This is a genomic window from Arthrobacter sp. DNA4 (assembly GCF_024362385.1).
Taxonomy (GTDB): Bacteria; Actinomycetota; Actinomycetes; order Actinomycetales; family Micrococcaceae; genus Arthrobacter.
In genome coordinates, this window is the sequence record NZ_CP101466.1 from 2,034,829 (window position 1) to 2,055,262 (window position 20,434).

16 protein-coding genes are annotated in these 20,434 nt (G+C 64.7%); 6 read left to right on the forward strand and 10 right to left on the reverse strand.

Features of this window, described 5'->3' with window-relative positions; all coding sequences use genetic code 11:
* Positions 1-8: 8 nt before the first annotated feature.
* From NMQ03_RS09370 to NMQ03_RS09385, 4 genes are all read left to right on the forward strand, one after another.
* Positions 9-1,181, forward strand: a complete 1,173-nt coding sequence (locus tag NMQ03_RS09370; protein ID WP_255175338.1) for an LLM class flavin-dependent oxidoreductase — start codon at positions 9-11, stop codon at positions 1,179-1,181.
* Positions 1,182-1,311: 130 nt separating this feature from the next.
* Positions 1,312-1,830, forward strand: coding sequence for a flavin reductase family protein (locus NMQ03_RS09375; RefSeq protein ID WP_255175339.1), 519 nt, complete (start codon positions 1,312-1,314; stop codon positions 1,828-1,830).
* Complete coding sequence (locus NMQ03_RS09380; protein ID WP_255175340.1) at positions 1,827-2,114, forward strand: hypothetical protein; 288 nt, start codon at positions 1,827-1,829, stop codon at positions 2,112-2,114. The genes NMQ03_RS09375 and NMQ03_RS09380 overlap by 4 nt, the downstream gene beginning before the upstream one ends.
* Positions 2,115-2,128: 14 nt before the next feature.
* Positions 2,129-2,557 carry a hypothetical protein gene (locus NMQ03_RS09385; protein WP_255175341.1) on the forward strand — a complete coding sequence of 143 codons (429 nt, stop codon included), beginning with the start codon at positions 2,129-2,131 and terminating at the stop codon, positions 2,555-2,557.
* Here the strand turns inward: NMQ03_RS09385 and NMQ03_RS09390 are convergent.
* Positions 2,524-3,945 (reverse strand): PLP-dependent cysteine synthase family protein, encoded by a 1,422-nt coding sequence (locus tag NMQ03_RS09390; protein ID WP_255175342.1) that lies wholly within the window; start codon positions 3,943-3,945, stop codon positions 2,524-2,526. The two genes, NMQ03_RS09385 and NMQ03_RS09390, sit on opposite strands and share 34 nt — an antisense overlap.
* Positions 3,946-4,181: 236 nt before the next feature.
* On the opposite strand from NMQ03_RS09390, the gene NMQ03_RS09395 reads away from it, so the two are divergent.
* Positions 4,182-5,747 carry an MFS transporter gene (locus tag NMQ03_RS09395; protein WP_255175343.1) on the forward strand — a complete coding sequence of 522 codons (1,566 nt, stop codon included), beginning with the start codon at positions 4,182-4,184 and terminating at the stop codon, positions 5,745-5,747.
* On the forward strand, positions 5,744-6,760 hold the full coding sequence (locus NMQ03_RS09400) for an LLM class flavin-dependent oxidoreductase (protein ID WP_255175344.1): 1,017 nt from the start codon (positions 5,744-5,746) through the stop codon (positions 6,758-6,760). Before NMQ03_RS09395 ends, NMQ03_RS09400 begins: the two co-directional genes overlap by 4 nt.
* A gap of 103 nt (positions 6,761-6,863) precedes the next feature.
* On the opposite strand, the gene NMQ03_RS09405 is transcribed toward NMQ03_RS09400, so the two are convergent.
* The 9 genes from NMQ03_RS09405 to NMQ03_RS21045 all read right to left on the reverse strand — a co-directional run bounded on the left by NMQ03_RS09405 (position 6,864) and on the right by NMQ03_RS21045 (position 20,429).
* A complete protein-coding gene (locus NMQ03_RS09405; RefSeq protein WP_255175345.1) occupies positions 6,864-7,247 on the reverse strand; it encodes a rhodanese-like domain-containing protein in 384 nt (127 codons plus the stop codon).
* Between the two features lie 224 nt (positions 7,248-7,471).
* The gene (locus tag NMQ03_RS09410; protein ID WP_255175346.1) at positions 7,472-8,671 is read right to left on the reverse strand and encodes a PLP-dependent aminotransferase family protein; all 1,200 of its coding nucleotides are present in this window, start codon (positions 8,669-8,671) and stop codon (positions 7,472-7,474) included.
* On the reverse strand, positions 8,668-10,332 hold the full coding sequence (locus tag NMQ03_RS09415) for an ABC transporter ATP-binding protein (protein ID WP_255175347.1): 1,665 nt from the start codon (positions 10,330-10,332) through the stop codon (positions 8,668-8,670). Before NMQ03_RS09415 ends, NMQ03_RS09410 begins: the two co-directional genes overlap by 4 nt.
* A gap of 1 nt (position 10,333) precedes the next feature.
* Positions 10,334-11,188: an ABC transporter permease gene (locus NMQ03_RS09420; protein ID WP_255175348.1), complete on the reverse strand. Its 855-nt coding sequence runs from the start codon at positions 11,186-11,188 to the stop codon at positions 10,334-10,336.
* The gene (locus NMQ03_RS09425) at positions 11,185-12,138 is read right to left on the reverse strand and encodes an ABC transporter permease (protein ID WP_255175349.1); all 954 of its coding nucleotides are present in this window, start codon (positions 12,136-12,138) and stop codon (positions 11,185-11,187) included. The genes NMQ03_RS09420 and NMQ03_RS09425 overlap by 4 nt, the downstream gene beginning before the upstream one ends.
* Entirely contained in the window at positions 12,135-12,266 is a 132-nt protein-coding gene (locus NMQ03_RS09430) for a hypothetical protein (protein WP_255175350.1), read from the reverse strand. Before NMQ03_RS09430 ends, NMQ03_RS09425 begins: the two co-directional genes overlap by 4 nt.
* A 137-nt stretch (positions 12,267-12,403) precedes the next feature.
* Positions 12,404-13,786, reverse strand: a complete 1,383-nt coding sequence (locus tag NMQ03_RS09435; RefSeq protein ID WP_255175351.1) for an ABC transporter substrate-binding protein — start codon at positions 13,784-13,786, stop codon at positions 12,404-12,406.
* Between the two features lie 62 nt (positions 13,787-13,848).
* Positions 13,849-15,243, reverse strand: coding sequence for an FAD-binding oxidoreductase (locus NMQ03_RS09440; RefSeq protein WP_255175352.1), 1,395 nt, complete (start codon positions 15,241-15,243; stop codon positions 13,849-13,851).
* 1,409 nt (positions 15,244-16,652) lie between these two features.
* Positions 16,653-20,429 (reverse strand): hypothetical protein, encoded by a 3,777-nt coding sequence (locus NMQ03_RS21045; RefSeq protein ID WP_303695273.1) that lies wholly within the window; start codon positions 20,427-20,429, stop codon positions 16,653-16,655.
* Positions 20,430-20,434 lie beyond the last annotated feature (5 nt).

A 20,434-nucleotide genomic window follows, 5' to 3' on the forward strand; every position in this document is an offset into this window, starting at 1 on the left:
AGCAGACAGTGCCTATTGAATTCCTCGGCATGGGCGCCGGAAACGACGCCACTGAAACCACGCCGCCATCCACCGCCCAATTCGATCCCGCCTACGCGGTCCACATCGCAAAAGTCCATGAAGAGAACAATTGGGACCACGTCCTCTTCGCCTATAACTCCGCCACCCAGGACCCTGTTGTCCATGCTTCCTGGGTAGCGGCCAACACCGAACACATCAAGTTACGCCTTGCCCATCGGCCGAACGTATCCCACCCCACCCTTGCCGCACGCTCGTTCCTGACGCTGGACCACGTTGCGGCCGGACGCCTGACAGTCCACTTCATAACCGGGGGCAGCCAGGCAGACCAAGCCAGGGAAGGTGATTACCTGGCCAAGGACGACCGCTACCGCCGTACCCAGGAATACATCCGGATCGTTCGCCGGGCGTGGGAAAGCCCCGAACCGTTCGACTGGGAGGGAGAGTTTTACCGCTTCGAGGGATTCACCAGCGACGTGCGACCCTACGAGGGCCGGCGGCCCGGCATTTCCTTCGGCGGGTCCTCTCCGGCCGCATGGTGCGTGGGCGCTGAAGAGGCGGACATTTACGCCCTCTTCGGTGAACCCCTTGCAGATGCTGCCGGGCAGCAGGAACAAGTCCTGCAACGGGCCGCCGCTGCCGGACGTACGCAACCCCTCCGCTGGCAGATCGCCTTCCGCCCCATCGTTGCCTCCACCGATGAGTTGGCGTGGGAAAAGGCCCGCTCCATATTGGCGAAACTGGAAGCCCGCCGGGTGAACGGGGAAGTAATTGACCGGGTGCGGCATTATGCGGGCAAGCCGGAAGCCGCCGGGACCCAGCGCCTGCTGGCCGCAGCGGAAAGGGCAGACCACCACGACCGGGCGCTCTGGACAGCACTGGCAAAGGCGGGGGCCGGCGGCGGGGGAAGCGCCACTGCGCTGGTGGGAAGCTACGACACCGTCACCGCGGCCCTGCTCGACTACCACGCCCTCGGCTTCGAAATCTTCGGTCTTCGCGGATACGACTTCGTCCCGGACGCCATTGAGTTCGGACGAAACGTCATCCCGCAGCTCAAAGCAGAGGTCGCCCATCGGGAAGCCCACACGACGAAGGCTGCGCAGTTGCAGCGCCAAAGTGCAGCACGGGCGCAAGTGACCACTTCTGCCAGGGCAACCGGTTAGTACTGGGTTCATTACCCCGCGCTTCGGGATATGAACGCTTGTTGCCCAGGGCGTCAGCGCATTTCACCGCTGATTGAACAGCACGCTTACGGGTGGTTGGTTGGAGACACCGACCACGAAAGGAACGAACATGACGGAACATTTTGACATCAGTCCGCAGCGCCTGCGCCACGTCCTGGGCCACTTCGCCTCCGGCCTGACGATCATCACCGCCGCCACGGAGAACGGTCCTGCCGGATTTACCTGCCAGTCCTTCTCTTCCCTCTCCCTTGACCCGGCCCTGGTAACGTTCAGTCCGGCCCGCAGCTCCAGCACGTGGCCCCAGTTGCGCGAGGCCGGCCGTTTCACCGTCAACATCCTCCCCGCCGGCCACCAGCACCTGGCAGCCCAATTCGCCCGGTCCGGGACCGACAAGTTCGCAGGAGTTACATACTCCGCTTCACCGCTGGGCAATCCGGTGCTGGACAAGTCACTCGCGTGGGTGGACTGCGAACTGCATGAGGAATACGACGGCGGTGACCACACCATTGTGGTGGGCGCTGTCCGCGCCCTGGAGGCCCGGCAAGACACGGAACCACTGCTCTTCTTCAAGGGCAACTATCACCAAGGAGTTGAACGGCGCATCAGGGACCTGGAGGGCGTCGCATGACACCGGTCAAGTCCGGCTCGCGCCGGCGCGTCCGACGCCCGGCCCGGGACGGCGCCCCTGGCGATTCCACCGGCGACTTCCAGCCCTATTCTGCACAGGACTGGACCCTCATCGACGTCGGGTCAGCTGTCGAGGTTATCCCTGCCGCGGGACCGGCTTACCGGGGCCGGGTTGATGCCAAGACTCCTGACTCCACCATCGTATGGGTTGTCAGCCTGGACGGTACGGGCCGTCAGATGCACGGCAACCGTGAGGGCGTACATCTGAGCGCAGCCGAAGCGTGAGGAGCATGATCGACATGCTTACCCGCAGAATCCAGGTCACCTGTCGTGAAGAGCTTTCCTTGTTCCGCCGGCAGATGTACTCGCTCGCATGGCAGGAGATCCGTGAAGGCTGCTTGGAGGGCGCTGCCACGGCCATGGCCCGCAAGCCGTCCTGCCTGACCAATGGCGTCAGCATCGACGTCGTCTGCTTCGCACACGAGGCCGCATTCGAGCACGCTTCGTTCGTGATTTCAGTTGCCATGCACGTGCACCCCGACAGCCGGGCCGGGCAGGTGTTCTGGGAGGAAGCAGATGCCTGGGCCCACGCTGTGGCCGGGGACGACGGGTTCATCGTTGAACCCCGCGGCGCCCTGGAGACCCCCAACGGCCGGGTTTTCCACTATGCCCTGAGCGAGAAGGTCCGGGAAGGTCAGATAATTCCCCTGGAGGCAGCAGGCTCCTGAGACCGGTCAGGGCCAGCAAACGGCTGCCGGGCGGTCGCGGCAATCCTGCCATCCACGAGGACAGCAAGCAGCTGACCTGGGTGCTGTGCGAGGTCCGCCACGGCGGTTCCGATGCCCACGGATGCGAAGGGCTCACCCTGCTGTGCGGCCGGAGAAAATGCCGCCCGGGGATTGCTTTCCACGGCAGCAGCCAGGGAACGCAAGGTCACTGCAGCCGACACTTCACGTGGATGAACGGCACCGAACGAGGTGCCCCGATCCAGCGCCAGGAATGCAGGCAAGCTGCAATCTGCACCGCGCCGGACCAGCTCCTGGATTGCTTCGCCCACGGTCAGGCCCGCCGGCAAAATGGGAACCCCCGCCGCCGGTCCGGGCAGCAGCGAGCCCACAGACAGGGCTGGTTCAGCCGGATCGCTGAACCCGGCGGAAGTGAGCCATTCGTCGTCGAAGTAGGTTGAAAGGTAGTTGCGGCCCGAATCCGGAATAATCACCACCACGGTGTGGCTCTCATCAAGCTCCTCTGCCAGGCGCAGCGCGGCGGCCAGGGCCGTGCCGGAGGTCCCGCCGATCAGCAGGCCTTCCTCACGGGCAGCGCGGCGCGCGGTGAGGATGGAGTCCCGGTCGGTAATCCGGATGTATCGGTCCACCAGTACGGTGTCGAACGCCTCGGGCCAAACGTCCTCCAATGACTCCGGATGCAGGGCGTGGCCCGCGCCTTCGACATACTTGGCGCCGCCGTCTCCGCCGCCGTAAACGGAGTGGTCCGGGTCAGCTGCAACGACCTGTACTGCGCCGCTGCTGGCCTTCTTGAGGAATTTCGCTGTCCCGGAGATGGTCCCTCCGGTGCCGACGCTGGCCACGAAGTGCGTGATGCCGCCAGCGGTGTCACGCCAGATTTCAGGGCCCGTAGATGCCTCGTGCGCAGCCGGATTGGCAGGGTTGTCGTACTGCCGTGCGAGCCACGCGCCCGGTGTTCCAGCCGCAAAAGCCGCCGCACGGTTGGCCAGGTGGCCCGGATGGCTGCGGGGCACATAATCGCCCACCAGGTGAACCTCGGCACCGTACGCGCGCAGCAGTCGGATTTTCTCCGTGGCGGTGGCGGCAGGGGCGAACACCACCGACCGGTATCCGAGGTGCGCGGCCACCAGGGCCAACCCGATTCCAGTGTTCCCGCTGGTACCTTCCACCACCGTGCCGCCAGGGGACAGCAGGCCCTCCTGTTCCGCGGCGCGGATCATGGAGAGTGCAGCCCGGTCCTTGACGCTGCCGCCGATGTTCTGGAACTCAAGCTTGGCGTAAATCGTCGGCCGCAGCCCTTCACCGAGGCGGCGCAGCCGCACGAGGGGGGTATACCCGATTGCGTCCAGCACGGACTCACGAACTGTCATGGGCATACGGTAGGGCCGGGAAACTTCCGGCCACAAAGCCGTGTCATTGGCATGTCGCGCGGTGTCGGTTTGTGTCCGGGGGTGTCCCACTTTCACGCGGTCTAGGACACATTCGGCCGGGGCTGAATTGGCCGTCGTCACGGACAGTAATGGCGGTTAACCGGCGGTCGCACAATATGCTTCAAATCGGAAAGCCGCCTTAGAGTCCCGATATGGGGACGGCAACACGGACGAGCATGGCGGCGACAACATCCGGAGGAAGGCCGCCGGAGTCCGAAGACGCCGGCCTGGGTGCCTCGGCTACAGCCCCCGCAGACAGGGAACTTCGGGGCGATGTCGATACCGGCAAGGCCCGCGCTGTGCTGTGGCTCTGCCTGTCCGCGGGATTCATCACACTCCTGGACCAGTCAGTATTCATCCTGGCCGTACCCGCCATGGCGTCAGACCTGGAGGCCGGCGCTGCGGAGGTGCAATGGATCCTGGCCAGTTACTCTTTGGCCTTCGGCATCGCACTGGTCCCGTCAGGCCGGTTGGGGGACCTCCTGGGGCGCCGGGCGCTGTTCGTCACAGGGATTCTTGTATTCGGCGTCTTCAGCCTGGTGGGCGGCCTGACATCCGCCCCCTGGCTGGTCATCGTCGCCCGGCTCCTGCAGGGCCTGGGTGCCGGCTGCCTCAACCCCCAGGTGCTCGGACTCCTGCAGGACCGCTTCACGGGGGCGGAGCGGGCAAAGGCCCTGGGCTACTACGCGGCCGCCGGCGGATCCGCGGCCGTCTGCGGTCCTCTGATTGGCGGGGTCATCCTGTCCGCTGCCGGACCAAACACCGGATGGCGCCTCCTCTTCCTCGCCAATGTGCCGCTGGTTCTCGTCCTGGTCCCGCTCGCCATCAAACTCCTGCCGAAAGGCAAAGCCGCCGAATCCCAACCAGTGGAGACTACCCGCCGTCGTACTTCCGTTGACGCCCTGGGGGCGCTTCTGCTCGGCGCCGTCGTCACAACCTTCCTCGTCCCCACCGTTTACGGGACCCAGGGGGCATCGGCCCTCTGGCTGGCGGCAGGGCTTACCAGCATTCTTTGCTTCGCCGCTTGGGAATTCCTGTACCACCGCCGCGGGCGCACGCCCCTGCTCAGCCCTGAACTGGTGCGGTCAAAAGGCTATCTGCTGGGCACGGTGGTGGCACTGTGCCAGTTCGGCGTCGGCGCCGCCATGGCAGCATTGACCGCCTTCTACTTCCTGTCCGGGACAGGACTGGCTCCGTTGGCCGCCGCCGCAATCCTCGCTCCGCAGGCCGCGGGCATGCTGCTGGCGTCCAGCCTTAGCTGGCGTTTTCTGGGCCGGTTCGGCCGGGCAGGCGTGGTGCTCGCGCTGGCGGCGTCACTGGCCACGCTTATCGCCAAAGACCTCGCAGTGCAGGGGCTGGACGACGCCGCGGCCGCCGTGGTGGTTGCCGCAGTTGGACTGGTACAGGGAGTGACCACCGGACTGGTGGTAGCACCGAACCAGGCGCTCACCTTGGGTCACGCCCCCACCGGTGCTGCCGGGGTGGCCGCGGGCTTTTACCAGCTCAGCCAGCGTTTCTCCGCGGCGCTGTGCTCTGCAGCGATCGCGGGGTTGTTCCTCAACGCCCTGCCGGACACTGGTTTCAGGGCTGCCTTTCGTGACGGCATCATCCTGTGTATGGCACTCACCGCCGCCGCCATCCTGGCCGGAGCCGTCGACTGGCTGCGGGTGGCCGCCGCTAAAAGGAGCGCCCCAATAGTTTCCAACTTGCCATCCAGTAACCGCACCACGGAGATCCAATGAAATCGATCAGCTTCCTGACCCCCGGCAATTACCTTGACCACGCACCCGGCAGAGGCCTTGAGGAAACGCTGCAGCTGTTCGAACTCGCCGAAGAGCTTGGCTACGACGGGGCCTGGGTACGCCAGCGCCACCTCGAGCACGGCATCTCCTCCGCCACCGTCTTCCTCGCGGCAGCATCGCAGCGGACGTCCAGGATCGAACTGGGCACGGGAGTCATCCCCATCGGCTACGAAAGCCCGTTCCGCCTGGCAGAGGATATATCGACGGCCGACGTGCTTTCCGGAGGCCGGCTCCAAATAGGGCTGAGCGCGGGAGTCCCTCCACATGCAGAACTCCTGGCGGCCAAGGTGTTCGACGGCGACTGGCGCACCTTCGATTTCTCGCACCGAAGGATCGAGCGTTTCCTGGAGAACCTGGAGGGCCGGTTCCTCGGTGACGAGAACACGGTGATCCACTCGCCGGGCAATACCCAGCGGCCGCGGCTGCAGCCCTACAGCGAGGGCCTGCGCGACCGTATCTGGTACGGGGCCGGATCCGCCCGGTCAACGGACTGGGCGGCCGCCAGCGGAGTCAACCTCGTGGTGGGGAACATTGTTTCCGGTGAAGCCAGCAGTGTCTTCGCGGACGCGCAGGCCGCCAACCTGGCGCGTTATTTGCGCGATTTCCGCGGCACTCACGAGCCGCGGGTGGTGGTGGGCAGGGTGATCCTTCCGGTCGACGGCGCTGACGCCGAGACGCGGGACAGGTACGGGGCCTACGCCGCCAGCCGGCACCAGCGGACGCTCGCACCGCAGGGGGAACGGCAAACGCTGTTCGCCCCCGACCTGGTGGGCAGTTCGGAGAACATCGCAGAGGCCCTGCTGGCCGATCCGGTCACGGCCTCCGCGTCCGAGCTTCAGATCAACCTGCCGTACGAGTTTTCCATCGGGGACTACCGGCAAATCATTAGCGACTTCGCCACCCTCGTGGCTCCCGCCCTGGGTTGGCAGCCGCGGCACCTCGCAGCGGTCTAACGACAAAGCCCCGCCCGCCGCCGTCGGAATCCCTGCAACGATGGAATCACGACGGCGGCCGCCGGGGCTTTTGCTCTGGTCCGGACCTTCGGGCCCGGGGCCGCTAAGCAGTGACCGGTAACTCCGCCGGGCCGGTCGTGGCCACGCCGGCATCGCGCAGTGCAGTGAAGCCGCCGTCAACGTGCACGGCCTGGGAGTAGCCCAGCAGCTTGAGCTTGTGCGCCACGGGACCGGACCCGTTCACTGAGCCGCAGAAGACTACGATCTTCTGGTCCGGCCCGGTGATCTGGGGAAGCCGGGAGGCCGATTCCGGGCCGAAGTCCTTTGCCACGTTCGCGCGGTCCACCACGACAGCGCCGGGCACGCTTCCGGTGCTGGCTCGGCCGGCGTTACTGCGGACATCGATCAGCAGAACGCCTTCCTCAATCAGGCGGGCGGCCTGCTGCGCGCTGACCAACTGGTTGTCGGGGATGTTTTGCTCGCTCATCGTGTGCTCCTTCTATCGGGTGTGTTGTGGTGGTCTGGCAGCGTCAGGCAAGGCCCCATTCCGCGGCCAGAAGTTCTGGGCGGCGGTGGTGCGCCCGGCTGTGGGTGATGCTGGTGATGCGGTTCCTCGGCTTATGGAGCCTTTCGCATGCCCCCTGGATTCCGTCGCAGGCCATGAGGCAGAATGCGAAGGACCGGCTTGTGCTGCTCTTTCGCTGAAGGCGACTACCTCCATTGGCGCGAAAGTGCCCGTCCCAGACGGACCGCTGCTTGTTCCAGTTTTGGTTCATCGACGTCTCCGTAGGCCAGGCGCAAGTGGCGGTCTGCATCGGTGCCGGGGCCGGACGGAAAGAATGAGCCGCGCTGGTATTCGACACCCTCGGTGCTCGCATCCGCAGCCAGTTGGTCTGCATCAATGGCCGCATCGGCAAGCTTGGGCCAGAGGAACAGTCCGCCTTCGGGAAGCACTATCTCGAATGCTCCGGGTGCTTCGCGGTGCAGGGCAGTAACCAATGTTTCTGCACGGTTGCGGTACAGGGCACGTGCCTTGTTCAGCGTGGCGTCGAAGATTCCGGGGTCGGACGTGACGAGCTCGCCGATGATTGCCTGGACCAGGGTGGAGCTGTGCGAGTCCTGGCGGCTGCGAAGCGCCACGAGGTCGCGGGCCAAGTGCTCGGGAGTCACGGTCCATCCAAGCCGCAGTCCTGGACCGAGTGTCTTGGTGAAGGTGTTGATGTGCAGGACGTGGTCCGAGTTATTGAACTCCGCCACGCTTTCCTGCTCTCCGGCAAAACGCAGCTCGCGGTAGGGATTGTCCGCCAGGATCACGAAGCCGTAGTGCTCCGCGAGCCGCACGAGTTCCGCGCGGGATTCACCTGGCAGGGTGCCCTGCGAGGGGTTGTGGAAATCCGGCACTGTGTAGAGGGCGGATGGACGGGCGCCGCCCCGCAACAGGTCACTGAGCTGGTCGACGTCCAGCCCGCGTGGACCGACGGACACTGGGAGGGTCTTGGCGTCCGAGAGCTGCAAGCCGCGCAGGAACAGCGGGAAGATCGGGTTATCCACGGCCACCAGGTCGCCTCGTTCCACCACGGCCTGGATGGCCAGGGAAAGGCCGTGGAAGCCGCCGTTGGTGATCAGGATGCGGTCAACGGACACCCCTTCACGTTCCGCGATCCATTCGCGTAGTGGTGAGATGCCCTCTGTCCGCGAATACTGCAGGGCCGGAACTCCGGGTGTGGCGAGCACGCGGGCCGTTGCTTCCGCGATCTCCGCGGTGGGGAGGACGCCCGGGTCCGGGATCCCGCCCAGGAGTTCGATTGCGTCCGGACGCTTATCGCGCAGGGTCGCATCACCGAAACCCTTGGGCGCTGTGAAGGCCTCGATCAGGGCAGGCCTGCGGGTAGTTGTCAGATTCACGGTCATGCTGATGCCCTCGCTAGTTGTTTGGTTCCGGATACAGGCGCGGCCAACGGGATCGCGTCCAAGAGTGACTGTGTATAGGGATGCTGCGGTCGCAGGAAGATGTCCTCTACAGCGCCGTGCTCCACGACCTGGCCGCGCCGCAGCACGGAGACTGTGTCGGCCACCTGCCGTACCAATGCGAGGTCGTGGGAAACAAAGAGATACGTCAGGCCAAGCTCGCGCTGCAGCTTGGACAGCAGTTCCAGGATTCCCGCTTGGACGCTCACGTCGAGTGCGGATGTCGGTTCGTCCAAAACCACGACGTCGGGACGCACCACGAGCGCGCGTGCGATGGCGACCCGCTGCCGCTGGCCGCCGGAGAGATTCGCAGGCCGGCGTGACGCCACGGATTCGGGAAGGCCCACGGCTTCCAAAGCGTCCCGGACACGTTCTGCGCGTTCCACGTTCGTCCCCACGCCAAATTGGTCCAGCGGTTCCCGGATAATCCTGCTGACCTTCCAGGTGGGATCCAGGGACGTGAACGGGTTTTGGTACACGAGCTGGAGGTGGCGGCGGATCTCGCGGACTTCGGCCCGCGACCGGCCCGACGTCGATTCGCCGGCTACTGCAATCTCCCCGCCGTCCGCCTGTTCAAGACCGAGCAGCAGCCGCACAGCCGTTGTCTTTCCCGATCCTGATTCCCCAACCAGGGCGTGGGTGCGTCCGCGTTGCACGGAGAAAGAGACACCGTCAACGGCAAGAACTTCCTTGCCTCCGGCGGTGAAGCGCTTGGTGACCTCGCGCACGTCAATTTGTGCAGGCGGAACGGAAGGTGAGTAAGCAACGCCAGGCCGGGAGCCGCCGTCGGGCGCTGCATCAGCGGTGACCCGCTGGTTGCGGTACCTGTCCGGGTGCAAGGCTGGGACGTCTGCTTGGAGATTCCTTGCGTACTCGGTCTTGGGTGTCGCGAAGATTTCGCGGGACGTGCCGCTTTCCTGCACCGCTCCATCCTTCAGGACCACCAGGGAATCAGCGCGCTCGGCGGCGATCGCGAGGTCGTGCGTGATGAGGAGCAGGCTGATGTCCAGCTCGCTGCGCAGTTCCGTCAGCATGTCCAGGATCAGCTTCTGCACTGTGACATCCAGGGCTGAGGTGGGTTCGTCAGCCACGATGAGAGACGGCCGCGGCAGCACCGTCAGGGCAATGAGAACGCGCTGCAGCATCCCGCCGGAAAGCTGGTGAGGATAGGAGTCGTATACCCGGGCAGGATCCGGCAGGCCCACCTGCTTCAGCACCCGAAGGATTTTTTGGCGCCGTACCGCGGGCTCGGTTTCGCCGAGCAACGCGGCTGCTTCGTGCGCTTGTGCGCCAATGGTACGGACCGGATTGAGCGCCGAAGCCGGGTCCTGCGGGATAAACCCGAGTTCCCGGCCCCTGTACTGCCGGAACTGCTTCTCCGGCAGGGACAGGAGATCTTTGCCGTTCAGCTCCACCGTGCCGGTGGCAGACGAACCGTGGGGAAGCAACCGGAGGATGGCTTTCGCGATGGTCGACTTGCCCGAACCGGACTCGCCGATCAGCGCGAGGCTCTCGCCCTTGGCGAGTGAAAACGACACATCATGGACGACGGCGGCACGGTCATACGCGATCGACACATTTTGCACTGTTAGTAGGGAGCTCATGTCACTTCGCCTTTCGCAGCCAGCGGCTGATGCGGTTGACGGATAAGACAGTAATGACGATGACCAACGCCGGCGCGTACACGAGCCACGGCGCGGTGACGTAAGTCTTGCCGGAGGCCACCAGCAAACCCCAGTCCGAGGCGGGGGGTGGATCGCCGTAGCCGAGGAAAGCCAGTGACGCGATGATCAGGATGGACGTGCCGAACTGGAGCACTGCCAGGACCAGCACGGAGCGGTAGGCGTTGGGCAGGATGTGTCCCAGCAGGGCGTGGAGGCGGTTGCCGCCTTCCAGATAGGAGGCTTCGACGTACGTGGCCCCGCGGACGCGCATCACCTCCGCACGCATCAGCCTGGCGAAAACCGCGACGGCGGATACACCGGTTGCGATGGCCGCGTTGATGGTCTGGAAACCCAGGGAACTGACGATGACCACGGCCAGGAGGAAGCCCGGAATGGCAAGAAGCACGTCGACGAAGCGGCCAAGGACGGAGTCGGTCCAGCCGCCGCGGAACCCGGTGGCGAGGCCGATGATGCCGCCCACCACCAGGCCGATCAGGACCGCGACCAAGGCGCTCGTTACCGAGGAGGCGGTCCCGGAGACCACGCGGGCGTACTGGTCCCGGCCAAGGTAGTCTGTCCCGAACCAGTGTTCTGTGCTGGGTGCGGCCAGTTTGCTCGCGGTGTCGCCGGCAATCGGACTGTAGTGCGTGAAGATACCCGGTAAGAGGGACCACAGGATGACGAGGAGAACCACGGCAAAGGACAGGATCACTGTGACCGGCGGAAGGCCGTCCGTCAGTTTGCGCTTCGTGGGTTCTGCCTGGTTCAACTGGGGGTTGCTGAGGAGGGCGGTCATGCGCTTACCTTCTCCCGGAGTTTGACGCGCGGATCCAGCAGCGGCGAGGCGAGGTCTGCCAGGAGGTTGAAGACCACGAACACCACGGCCGAAAGGGATACGACTGCTTGAAGAACGGGCTGGTCCTCACCCGTCACGGCCTTTTGCACCACGGTTCCGATCCCGTCGCGGCCAAAGATGGTTTCCGTGATGACCGAGCCGCCAAGGAGTTCGCCCACGATCAGTGCCACCATCGCCACAGACGGAAGGGCCGACGGCTTCACCAGGTGCTTGGCGAAAAGCTTGGCTTCCGTCAGTCCACGGGAACGGGCCACGACGGCATACTCCTGCCGGGATTCGTGGTCCAGACTGGCAATCGACACTTCGGCCAGCGGAGCCGAGACGGGGATTGCCAAGGTGATGGCGGCGAAGAGTGTGGCCACGGGACTGTTCGGATCCGTGGTGGTAAACGAATGGAGCCGGAAAGCGAAGAGCTCGATCAGGACCAGGCCGATCACGAAGTTCGGCACGGACAGGAAGAACGACGGGATGGAGCGGACAATCGCAGCCCATTTTGCGGGAAGGTACTGGGCGCCGTACGCGATGGCTAGGGCGAAGACGATCGCGATGACCAGTGCACTCGACGCCAGTGTGAGGGTGGAGGGCAGGGCATCCGCGACGATCTGGCTCACCGGGAGGTTGGACTGCAGCGAAAACCCTAGTTCACCCGTCAGGAACCGGCTGAGTGACAGGAGGAGCTGGACGATCACCGGTTGATCGAGTCCATAGAAGGCCACGATCCGCTGGATGTCCTCCTCGCTGAGGCCGTGCTGCGGGTCCCGGAGTGTGTTGGTGATCGCGTCACCGGGAAGCACGCTGATGATCAGGAACGTCAGGACGTAGGCGAGGAGGACAACGAGGACCGCCTGACCCACACGTGTGAGGGCAAAGCGCTTGTAATCGCCGGTCACTGTGAAATCCAAGCGGTGTAAAAGTTCGCGTAGGCCAGGCCGTTGTACTGGACATCCTTGAGCTTCGGGCTGATCAGGTACAGGCGCTGGACCAGCTGATTAAGGGGAACAAAATAGGCCTGGTCCAAGACGTACTTCTGCAGTTCGTCGGCAACCTTCTCACGGGAAGCCCTGTCCGAGGCGGTGGCGATCGCCGTCGAAAGGTCGTTCAGCTTCTGGTCGCTGGTGCCAACGCTGAACCAGTCCTCGCCCTTGTTCTGGCTCGTCAGGACACCAGCGACCGTTCCAACATCGACGAAGCTGCGCGAGGTCTGGAACAGCGGCGGCTTGCTGGCCTGGATTGCTGCATAGCGGCTACGTCCACCACTTTGAGGTTGACCTTGATGCCTACCTTCTTCAGCTGCTGGGCGATGAGTTCATCCTCGGCCTTGGTGGAGGGGACGTAAGGGTTGGGCGTGAGCGTGAACTCGAGGGTCTTGCCGTCCTTGGCGCGGTACCCATCGGAACCCTTGGTCCAGCCGGCCTCGTCCAGCACCTTGTTGGCCTTCCCGGGGTCGAACTTGAAAGAGTCGCTGAAGTCGCCGGCTTCGGGGACGTTGCCCTGGATGAATGTGGTGGCGGCGTTCCAGTCGTCCGTGTAGACCGTCTTTCGGATCTCTTCGCGGTCGATGCCGTGCTGGATGGCTTGGCGGACGGCGAGTTCGTTGGTGGGGAAGGCCGTGGTGTTCACCTGGAATCCGTCGACGAAACCAAGATAGCGGGGCGTGCCGACGGTGAAGCCCTGGGCCTTGAGGGATTCAATTTCCTGCGGCTCTACGTTGAAGGCGACATCCGCCTGGCCGGAAACCACAGTGGAAGTGCGGACCGAGGTGTCCTTGATGACCTTGTAGGTAAGGGTGTCCAGACGTGCCGGGCCGGTGTGGCCGAGTGCCGCCGGGCCCCAGTTGTAGTCTTTGCGCTTCTCGAGCACGTAGCTGTCGCCCTGCTTCCACGACTTGACCACGAACGGACCGCTGCCGATTTCCTGGCTGAGGTCCGCCTGGGCTTCGACCGGCAAAGCCAGGGTCTTGGGGGAGAGGAGAATGCAGCCGTGGTAGGCCAGTGTGGCAATGAAGCCGAGGGCCGGGGAGGAGAAGCTGACCTTGACTGTTTTCGGATCGGTGGCTTCGGCGGATACGAAGTTGGTGGAGGGGAACAGGCCGACCTTGCTGATGCCGCGGGCAGAGTCACCCTTTGCCCAGGCGTTCAGGTTGGCAACCACGGCTGCCGCGTCCAGCGGGGTCCCATCGGAGAAGGTCACACCTTCCTTCAGGTGCAGGACAAAGTCCTTGGCACCGTTAAGTTCCTCCCACTTCTCGGCAACCCACGGGCTGAGCTCACCCCTCTCATTGACGTAGACCAGCTTGTCCGTGATCTGGCCCCAAAGGTTGCCCTCGTAGCTGGAGATTGCGGTCTTGCTGGGGACCCAGCCGGTGTCGTAGCCCTGGATCAGGAAGGTGATGTTGCCGCCCTCCACCGGTGTTCCGCCGTTCGCGGCGGTGCTGGCCGCAGGGCCGCCGCAGGCAGTGATCAGGGCAGAGGTGGACAGGGCGCCCAGACCCGCGAGGAAGGCGCGCCTGCGGAATTCAGGGGTGTTGAACGAGTTCATGGAGTGCTCCTGGATGCGTTTGGGGGACTGCGTGGGGTTGTTTTGGGGTTTCCTGGCCGGTCCTAGATGGCCTTGCCCGGATTAAGCAGCTGTTGGGGGTCGATCGCTGCTTTGATGGCGTGTTGGAGTTCGCGGCTTCGCGGGGACAGTTCAAGCGCGGCCCATTCCTTCTTGATGGTGCCCACGCCGTGTTCACCGGTGACGGTTCCGCCAAGCGAAAGCGCCACCTTGACGAGTTCAGTGGATGCTTCCAGCAGGGCGGCTGGTGGGTTGAGGCCGTCGTCGGGCGTTTTGTCCAAGGTGATGAGTGGGTGAAGGTTCCCGTCGCCGGCGTGGGACACCGCAGAAATGTCGACTCCGAACCGGGCTTCGAGCGCTGGAAAAGCGGCGTAGACCTTGCCTAGTTGGGACTTTGGCACGGCGATGTCCTCGCCGATGTACCACTTTTCCGACGGGAGTCCTCGGCCGCTGCGCCGCAGTTCCCAAAGCCGCACAGCGTCGTCGTCCGCTTCCACAGTGACCCGTCCGGCCACGGCGGCCAGGGCGGTTGCGAGGTCTGCGGCTTGGTCGTCGATGCCGTAACCGTCCAGCTCGATCAGGATCAACGCGGCGCCGCGGTCACGAAGGGTGGTGCCGGAGTGCGCGTCGATGTTTTGAAGGCTCGGGGTATCGAAGAACTCGATCGCGGCCGGGCGTACCTGTGAAAGTGTGATTGCGGCGAGACCTGCCGTTCCCTCTTCGGTGCTGTCGAAGAAGGCGCTCACAGTCTTGCGCGCCACAGGGATGGGTCGCAGCCTCACCGTTGCGCTTACGACGACGCCCAGGATGCCCTCGGAACCGACAAACAGCGAGGTCAGGTCCAGGCCGGTGACGCCCTTGATGGAGCGGTGACCGACAGTGATGAGACTTCCGTCGGCGAGTACGACGTCGAGTGACAGGACCGATTCACGGGTCACCCCGTACTTGGCGCACCGAAGTCCGCCGGCGTTGGTGGCAATATTGCCGCCGATTGAGGAAATGTCGAAACTAGCGGGATCCGGTGCATAGAAAAGGTTGTAGGGTTCGAGGTGTTTGTTGAGTTCTGCGTTGATAACGCCCGGTTCAACTACTGCTACTTCATCCAGTGGGGAAACTTCGATAATGCGATTGAGTTTTTCCGTGGAAATGACCACTTGGTGTGGCGTAGCAGTTGCACCCCCCGAGAGACCGCTGCCGGCACCGCGGGGGACCACCGTGATGCCGAGTTCCGCGGCGAGCTTCACGGCCTGCTGCACGTCGGCTGCTGTCGCAGGAAGCACGACGGCGGGACCTTCCGTTTGCGCTGTAGAGGCGGTTTTGGCGGTGGCGGCGTCGTGGCTGTAGCGGGTTGTCTGCGGGCCAGGTTTGATGACCTCGATATTTTGCAGCTGCCCAAGGTAGGCGTGGATGGTTGATGCCTCGGTTTGCTGGATTGTCATGCCGGTTTCTTTCTGTCCGGGTGCATGACAAGACAGAGGTTCCCTGCAGCGAAGCACCCAAAGGCTTTGATGATTATCCCGGCCTGCTAAATGGCTGGGTCATTAGAAATTACCTGCCTTCGGAATTCGGATGCGAGTTCCGTGAAACTTCGATAAACAGTTCTCAACAGGGCGACGCGGTGATTCCATTTTCGTTATATCGCGACGATTTAGGACGCCATGTTTCCTTGTGGGTGCACGCAAAACGTCATGTGACGGGGCCCAAGCCGACTGGATCGCTGTGCGCTTATGAGCGTGCTTTACAAGGGGGGCTATCGCGTTAGGAAGATCGACACATGACGCTCGCAGTCATCGTTGTAGACGGACGCGGTGTGGACCTCGGGCGGTGAACAGAGGCTGGAAGGGCCATACATGAACAAGCTGCCTGTTATGGCCTTCTCCTTCTTGCGGTCCATTGCGATCTTCTAGGTAACGCCGACAATGGAGACTCTGTCAGCCTCGACAGGGCGTAACTTGCTCAAAAGTAGGAGTGTGCACATTGTCCACACTCTCCGCTTCTGATTCGGTGATTCTTCCGTCGGACTGGCTCGAATTCCGCATATTTTCGCCGGTTCCCAGTGTTTGCAATGGCTGGAATGTAGTTCGAGTCCCACCTCGGGCACAGTGTTTACGCAGGTCAGAAGCCTTTTGGCTTTTTACTGTTGACAAAGCTTGACTTTTCGGAGTTTTTAGACGGAACAATCTATCGCGTCGAGGGTAGGAGATGTCGCTGGAGAAGAGATCACTAGGCAGAGCACGTCAGGCGTTACTCGAAAACTTGCGTCCGAGTTCCGCTCTGGGTGAGAGCTGCAATCAGGGCACGCGGTCATACACTGCATGGAGCCGTCCCCCGCTGCGAACCTCGACAGTGGTCCGATTTAGGAACCCGGGTAACGGGACCTTCGGATTCGTGATGTCGAACGGATCGGGAAAACCACAAAACCATCGGACCTCACGACAGGGCTCGCCTTCCGCGCAGATTTGCTTTACGTCCCCAACTAAGGGCTCCGGAGTGCTCGGTTCAAATGCGTTTGCTCGCCCTGGACGGCTGCAACACTCTCTTCAATCACCGAACCATGCTTGTTCTCCCTTGGGAGTAGGAAAGTACGGCGCCCAGTGATGTCGAGCGCAGTTCACCAGCGCTGTGTTCTATGTCCGACGAAGCGTGATGGCCCGCACTCGTTAGGGTCACGTCGTGGCGTCGTCAATCAATCCGATGGGGGCTGATCTGCTCGCTCTATTGCCAAATTCGGCACATAATCGTTCAAGTGCCGGTGGATTGCCAGTCGCTTGCCTTGGGTATGCTTCCATAAATTTGCGCATTTCTCGCTTTCGCAAGTGCATTCTAGGAATATGGCAGTATCCGGCCCCTAGTTCTCCGCCCCCCAATCGACCACGAGCCAAGCGTCGCGAAGCGCGTGCTCAGGATCGAACAACGAGACGCTCCAGATCCCCACAAAAGAGGGCAGCGGTGCCTTGCTTAGCTCGGTGCTGCGCAGGTCTCCGATGATGGGATCGAGGTTGTCCACTGTATCGGGTGCGTGGTCCGGCCCGGCGATTTTTACATCCTCGGCGGACAGGGCGAGGAGGCGCGCACCTAGCACCGCAGGCTGAGGGTGCACGACTCGGCTCCAGAAGGGGAAATGCGCCCGCGTTAATTCAAGGCGAAGCGGCCGGAATCCGCCGTCGTTGGGCGCCGCTCGCCATGCCGCCCATGCATTGGGAAAGTCGTGGCGCAACGAGAACAAGCGGTGGGAGGCAGTCGCCTGCCCCGCGTCGATCCGCGCGCGCAGGTCCTCCATCGCCTTCGCACGTAATGCTTGGCCGCCCTCGCGGGCGGTGTAGCGCAGGTGCAGCACGACGTCCGAGATGGTCGTGTAGTCGAACTGGGTGGGCTCGCCCGCACTCGGGTCAGCCGGCAATGAGATGTTCCAGCTGCTGATCGCGCCGGAGTTCTCGAAGGGGAGGTAGCGCTCGTCGCGCAGGTTGGTCTCGAAGAGGCCAGGGTCGTTCTGGCCGGAGCTCGCGACGATGGATGTGACGGGGGCGAGGTCGTCGCTGAAGCGGTCGTCCTCCACTCCCACCTCCCGGGCGAACTCGCGCTCGCCGAGGGTCGCGGTGGTGCGGACGCTGCTGCGGGTGAGCGTGAGGGTGGCGTTCACGCCGGCGTACGGCCCGGTGACGCACGGGACGCTGACGGCGACGGACTTCAGGCGGCGGAAGTAGTGGCTCGGGCCGTCGAGGGTGAACACGTCCTCGGTGAGGTCGAGGTGGCAGCGGCCGGTCGTGCGCAGCTCGAGCAGGGCGCCCGGGTCGAGCTGGAGGAGGCTGACGTGCTTGGTCAGCTCGTACTCGCGGCGGTTCAGGTCGAGGGCCGCCAGTTGCATCCGCTTGATGTCGAGGGCCAGCCGCTCGCCGGCGAGCAGGCCCTCCTTGCCGTCCAGGTAGCTGAACCGCAGGTAGCGCAACGACGGGTCGCCGATCTCGTGCCCGAGCGCCCGCTCCGCGCGCTTAGCGGCGTCGAAGGCGAGCTCGAAGCACTGCGCGTAGAGCCCGCGGACCTCCCTGCTCAACCAGGTGTAGAGCGACTTGCCGGTGATCTTGCCGGTGCGGTCGGTGCCGTTCTCGTTGAGGAAGGCATCCATCGCCCGGGTCTGGGTGAGCTGGGTGCGGTGGTTGCGCAGCTCGAGGTCGGCGGCGGCGGTGCGCAGCTGGGCGGCGCGCAACTGCTTGAGGGTCTGGTTGATCTCGGCGGCGGCGAGGTTCGACTGGTATTGCCAGTCGCGCTCGCGGCGGGCGAGGCCGTCGATCCGGGAGGCGCGGCGGGCCTCGAAGTTGAGGCGGTCGGCGACGCCGCGGGCGGCGGTGGCTCCGGCCTGGAACCCGCTGCCGACGTTCTGCCCGCCGAACGAGGTCGCTCCGCCCATGCCCCACGGCTCGGCCGACACCTCGAACTGCGGCACGACGGCCGCGGCGGAGCCGAGTGTTCCGAGCACGGCGCCGATGTCGCTGGACAGCTGCGCGAACTCCAGGAACATGGTCTCGCGCACCTCGTGCGAGCTGAGCTTGTGGCCGCCCATGAGGAAGCCGGCCGCGTCGGCGAACGCGTCGGTGGCGATGTCGACGTCGATCTCGCGCGCGGCCATCGACGCCTCCACCTCCTTCAGGCGCTGCTTGACGAGAGCGGTGAGGTCCAGGTCGGAGAGGTCGGGCAGCGCCTTCTCGATCTCGGCGTCCGCGCGCCCGAGTTGTCGCTCGAAGAAGGTGTACCTGGCCTTGGCGGAGGCGAGGCCCTCGCGCAGCGCCTCGCTCGTCTTCAGCGCCTCCTGCGCCTGCGCGTACTTGACCTGCTCGGCCAGCTCCAGCAGCGCGATCTCCTGCTTGGACCGCAGCAGGGCGAGGGCTTCGCCATCCTGCTTCTCCAGTGCGCCGAGCAGGGCGGCGCCGAGCGACTTCACCTCGGCGGCCAGATCGGCGGCGCGGTCGGCGAGCACGGTGAAGCGGACGAGCGGCAGCGGCTGGTGCAGCCCGCCCACCGCGGACGCCACATCCAATCCAGCCGCGGTGGCGCGCACGAGCAGGGCCGGATCGATCGGCGGCTCGAACAGCGCGAGTTTGCGGAAGACGCCGCTCAGGCTGAGCGAGTTGCGGATCTTGAAGAGCCGGTCCGCAACGGTGTCCCAGTAGCCCATCAGCTTGTCGTTGCGCGGCACGCAGAAATAGAGCGCCTGGCCGAGCGAGCGGATCACCGCGGTCTGCGGGCTGCCGGTCCCGACGTCGGCGGGAGGGAGGGGCATGAGGTCGTACGGGATCTCGGCCTCCATCGTACGCATCACGGTGCCGAACTGCTTCAGGTCGGCCCGGAGGTTCGCGTAGGTCGAGGGCTTCACCGTGCCCTTCGCGGGCACCGCCTGCGGACGCGGCCCCAGGATGGACGCGGCGAGCATGTACAGGTTCAGGGCCTCGTCGATCGCCTCGCCCGTGTCCTGCCGGAACAGCGAGTCCCCCCAGGCGATGAGGTTGTCGAGGTACGCCATGACCGTGCGGTACATGTACGCGGATACCCGGAAGCGCGCCACCACATCCGGCCGGAAGGGCGCGCGCTGCCACGCGGCAACCGTGTTGGCCGTCTCTTCGGCGAGGTCGGGATCGGTGCCGGAGGCGAGGTTCACCAGCAGCTGCTCGACCTTGGCGACATCGGTGGACTGGAACGGGCGCACCTTCCAGAACCGCTCCGGGGTGGGCCCGTCGGAGTCGTCGGTCGGGTCGAAGATGTAGTGCAGCCAGCGCTGCGCCTCCGCGTAGTGCTGGTTGCGGCTGAGGTGCAGGGCCATGGTCAGCGGCGCATGGAAGAACAGTTCCCAGTTGTAGAGCGAGTACGCGCCGGCGGTGCTGAAGTCGAGGTCGCGCACCGGGCGCGGCCGGTCGACGAGCGCGGTCGGTGCGTAGGGCGTGAGGAGATCGGAGTACAGCACCGGCTGCGGGAGCGCGCGCTGCAGCGTGGCGGGCGCCGCATCCGGGAGGGTGACCACGGTCTCTCGAGCCAGCACGACCGTCGTATTCACGGGCAGCGTGCCGTCCGCGCCGCTGAAGAGCGTGACCCCGACCGTGCCGGCAAGCGTCAGCAGGGTCTCGGCGGCGAGGAACGCGGCTGCGCGCAGCGCGAGCACGGTGCCGGGAGCAGGAGTCGCGGGGAGCGCGTTCACGAGCACGGCGAGCGCGCCGCCGTCGGCCGTTCCGGACCCGGCGGCGCGGACGCGCAGGCGCATCCCGGCGGCGAGCGCGATGCTCCCGCCGGCGGCGAGGGCGATCTGCGTCTCGGCGGTGAGTGTCAGCGTCGCTCCGGCGGGGACGGGCAGCGCGGTCCCGGCGGGGAGGGCGACGCGGACGCTCTCCGGCAGCGACATCCCTCCGCCGACGTACTCGGTGTCGGCGGACTGGAGCGACGGGAGGCCGTTGCGCATCATCCGGGCGAGCAGCGGCCCGACGTAGGGGTGGGAGTGCAGGCCGACGCGGTAGGAGATGTCGCGCTCCTGGACGACGAAGTACTTGGTCTCGGTGGTGGTGACGTACCGCTGCGCGTGGAAGACGGTCGCCTGGTCGAGCAGGGTGTGCATGTGCGCCGTGACGGCGCTGGTGGTGATCATCCTCA

Coding starts and splice junctions, on each gene's coding strand:
- NMQ03_RS09395 (WP_255175343.1), top strand. CDS start 4,182: ATGGCGGCGACAACATCCGGAGGAAGGCCGCCGGAGTCCGAAGACGCC.
- NMQ03_RS09385 (WP_255175341.1), top strand. CDS start 2,129: ATGCTTACCCGCAGAATCCAGGTCACCTGTCGTGAAGAGCTTTCCTTG.
- NMQ03_RS09405 (WP_255175345.1), bottom strand. CDS start 7,247: ATGAGCGAGCAAAACATCCCCGACAACCAGTTGGTCAGCGCGCAGCAG.
- NMQ03_RS09440 (WP_255175352.1), bottom strand. CDS start 15,243: ATGACAATCCAGCAAACCGAGGCATCAACCATCCACGCCTACCTTGGG.
- NMQ03_RS09435 (WP_255175351.1), bottom strand. CDS start 13,786: ATGAACTCGTTCAACACCCCTGAATTCCGCAGGCGCGCCTTCCTCGCG.
- NMQ03_RS09415 (WP_255175347.1), bottom strand. CDS start 10,332: ATGAGCTCCCTACTAACAGTGCAAAATGTGTCGATCGCGTATGACCGT.
- NMQ03_RS09400 (WP_255175344.1), top strand. CDS start 5,744: ATGAAATCGATCAGCTTCCTGACCCCCGGCAATTACCTTGACCACGCA.
- NMQ03_RS09390 (WP_255175342.1), bottom strand. CDS start 3,945: ATGACAGTTCGTGAGTCCGTGCTGGACGCAATCGGGTATACCCCCCTC.
- NMQ03_RS09410 (WP_255175346.1), bottom strand. CDS start 8,671: ATGACCGTGAATCTGACAACTACCCGCAGGCCTGCCCTGATCGAGGCC.
- NMQ03_RS09420 (WP_255175348.1), bottom strand. CDS start 11,188: ATGACCGCCCTCCTCAGCAACCCCCAGTTGAACCAGGCAGAACCCACG.
- NMQ03_RS21045 (WP_303695273.1), bottom strand. CDS start 20,429: ATGATCACCACCAGCGCCGTCACGGCGCACATGCACACCCTGCTCGAC.
- NMQ03_RS09375 (WP_255175339.1), top strand. CDS start 1,312: ATGACGGAACATTTTGACATCAGTCCGCAGCGCCTGCGCCACGTCCTG.
- NMQ03_RS09380 (WP_255175340.1), top strand. CDS start 1,827: ATGACACCGGTCAAGTCCGGCTCGCGCCGGCGCGTCCGACGCCCGGCC.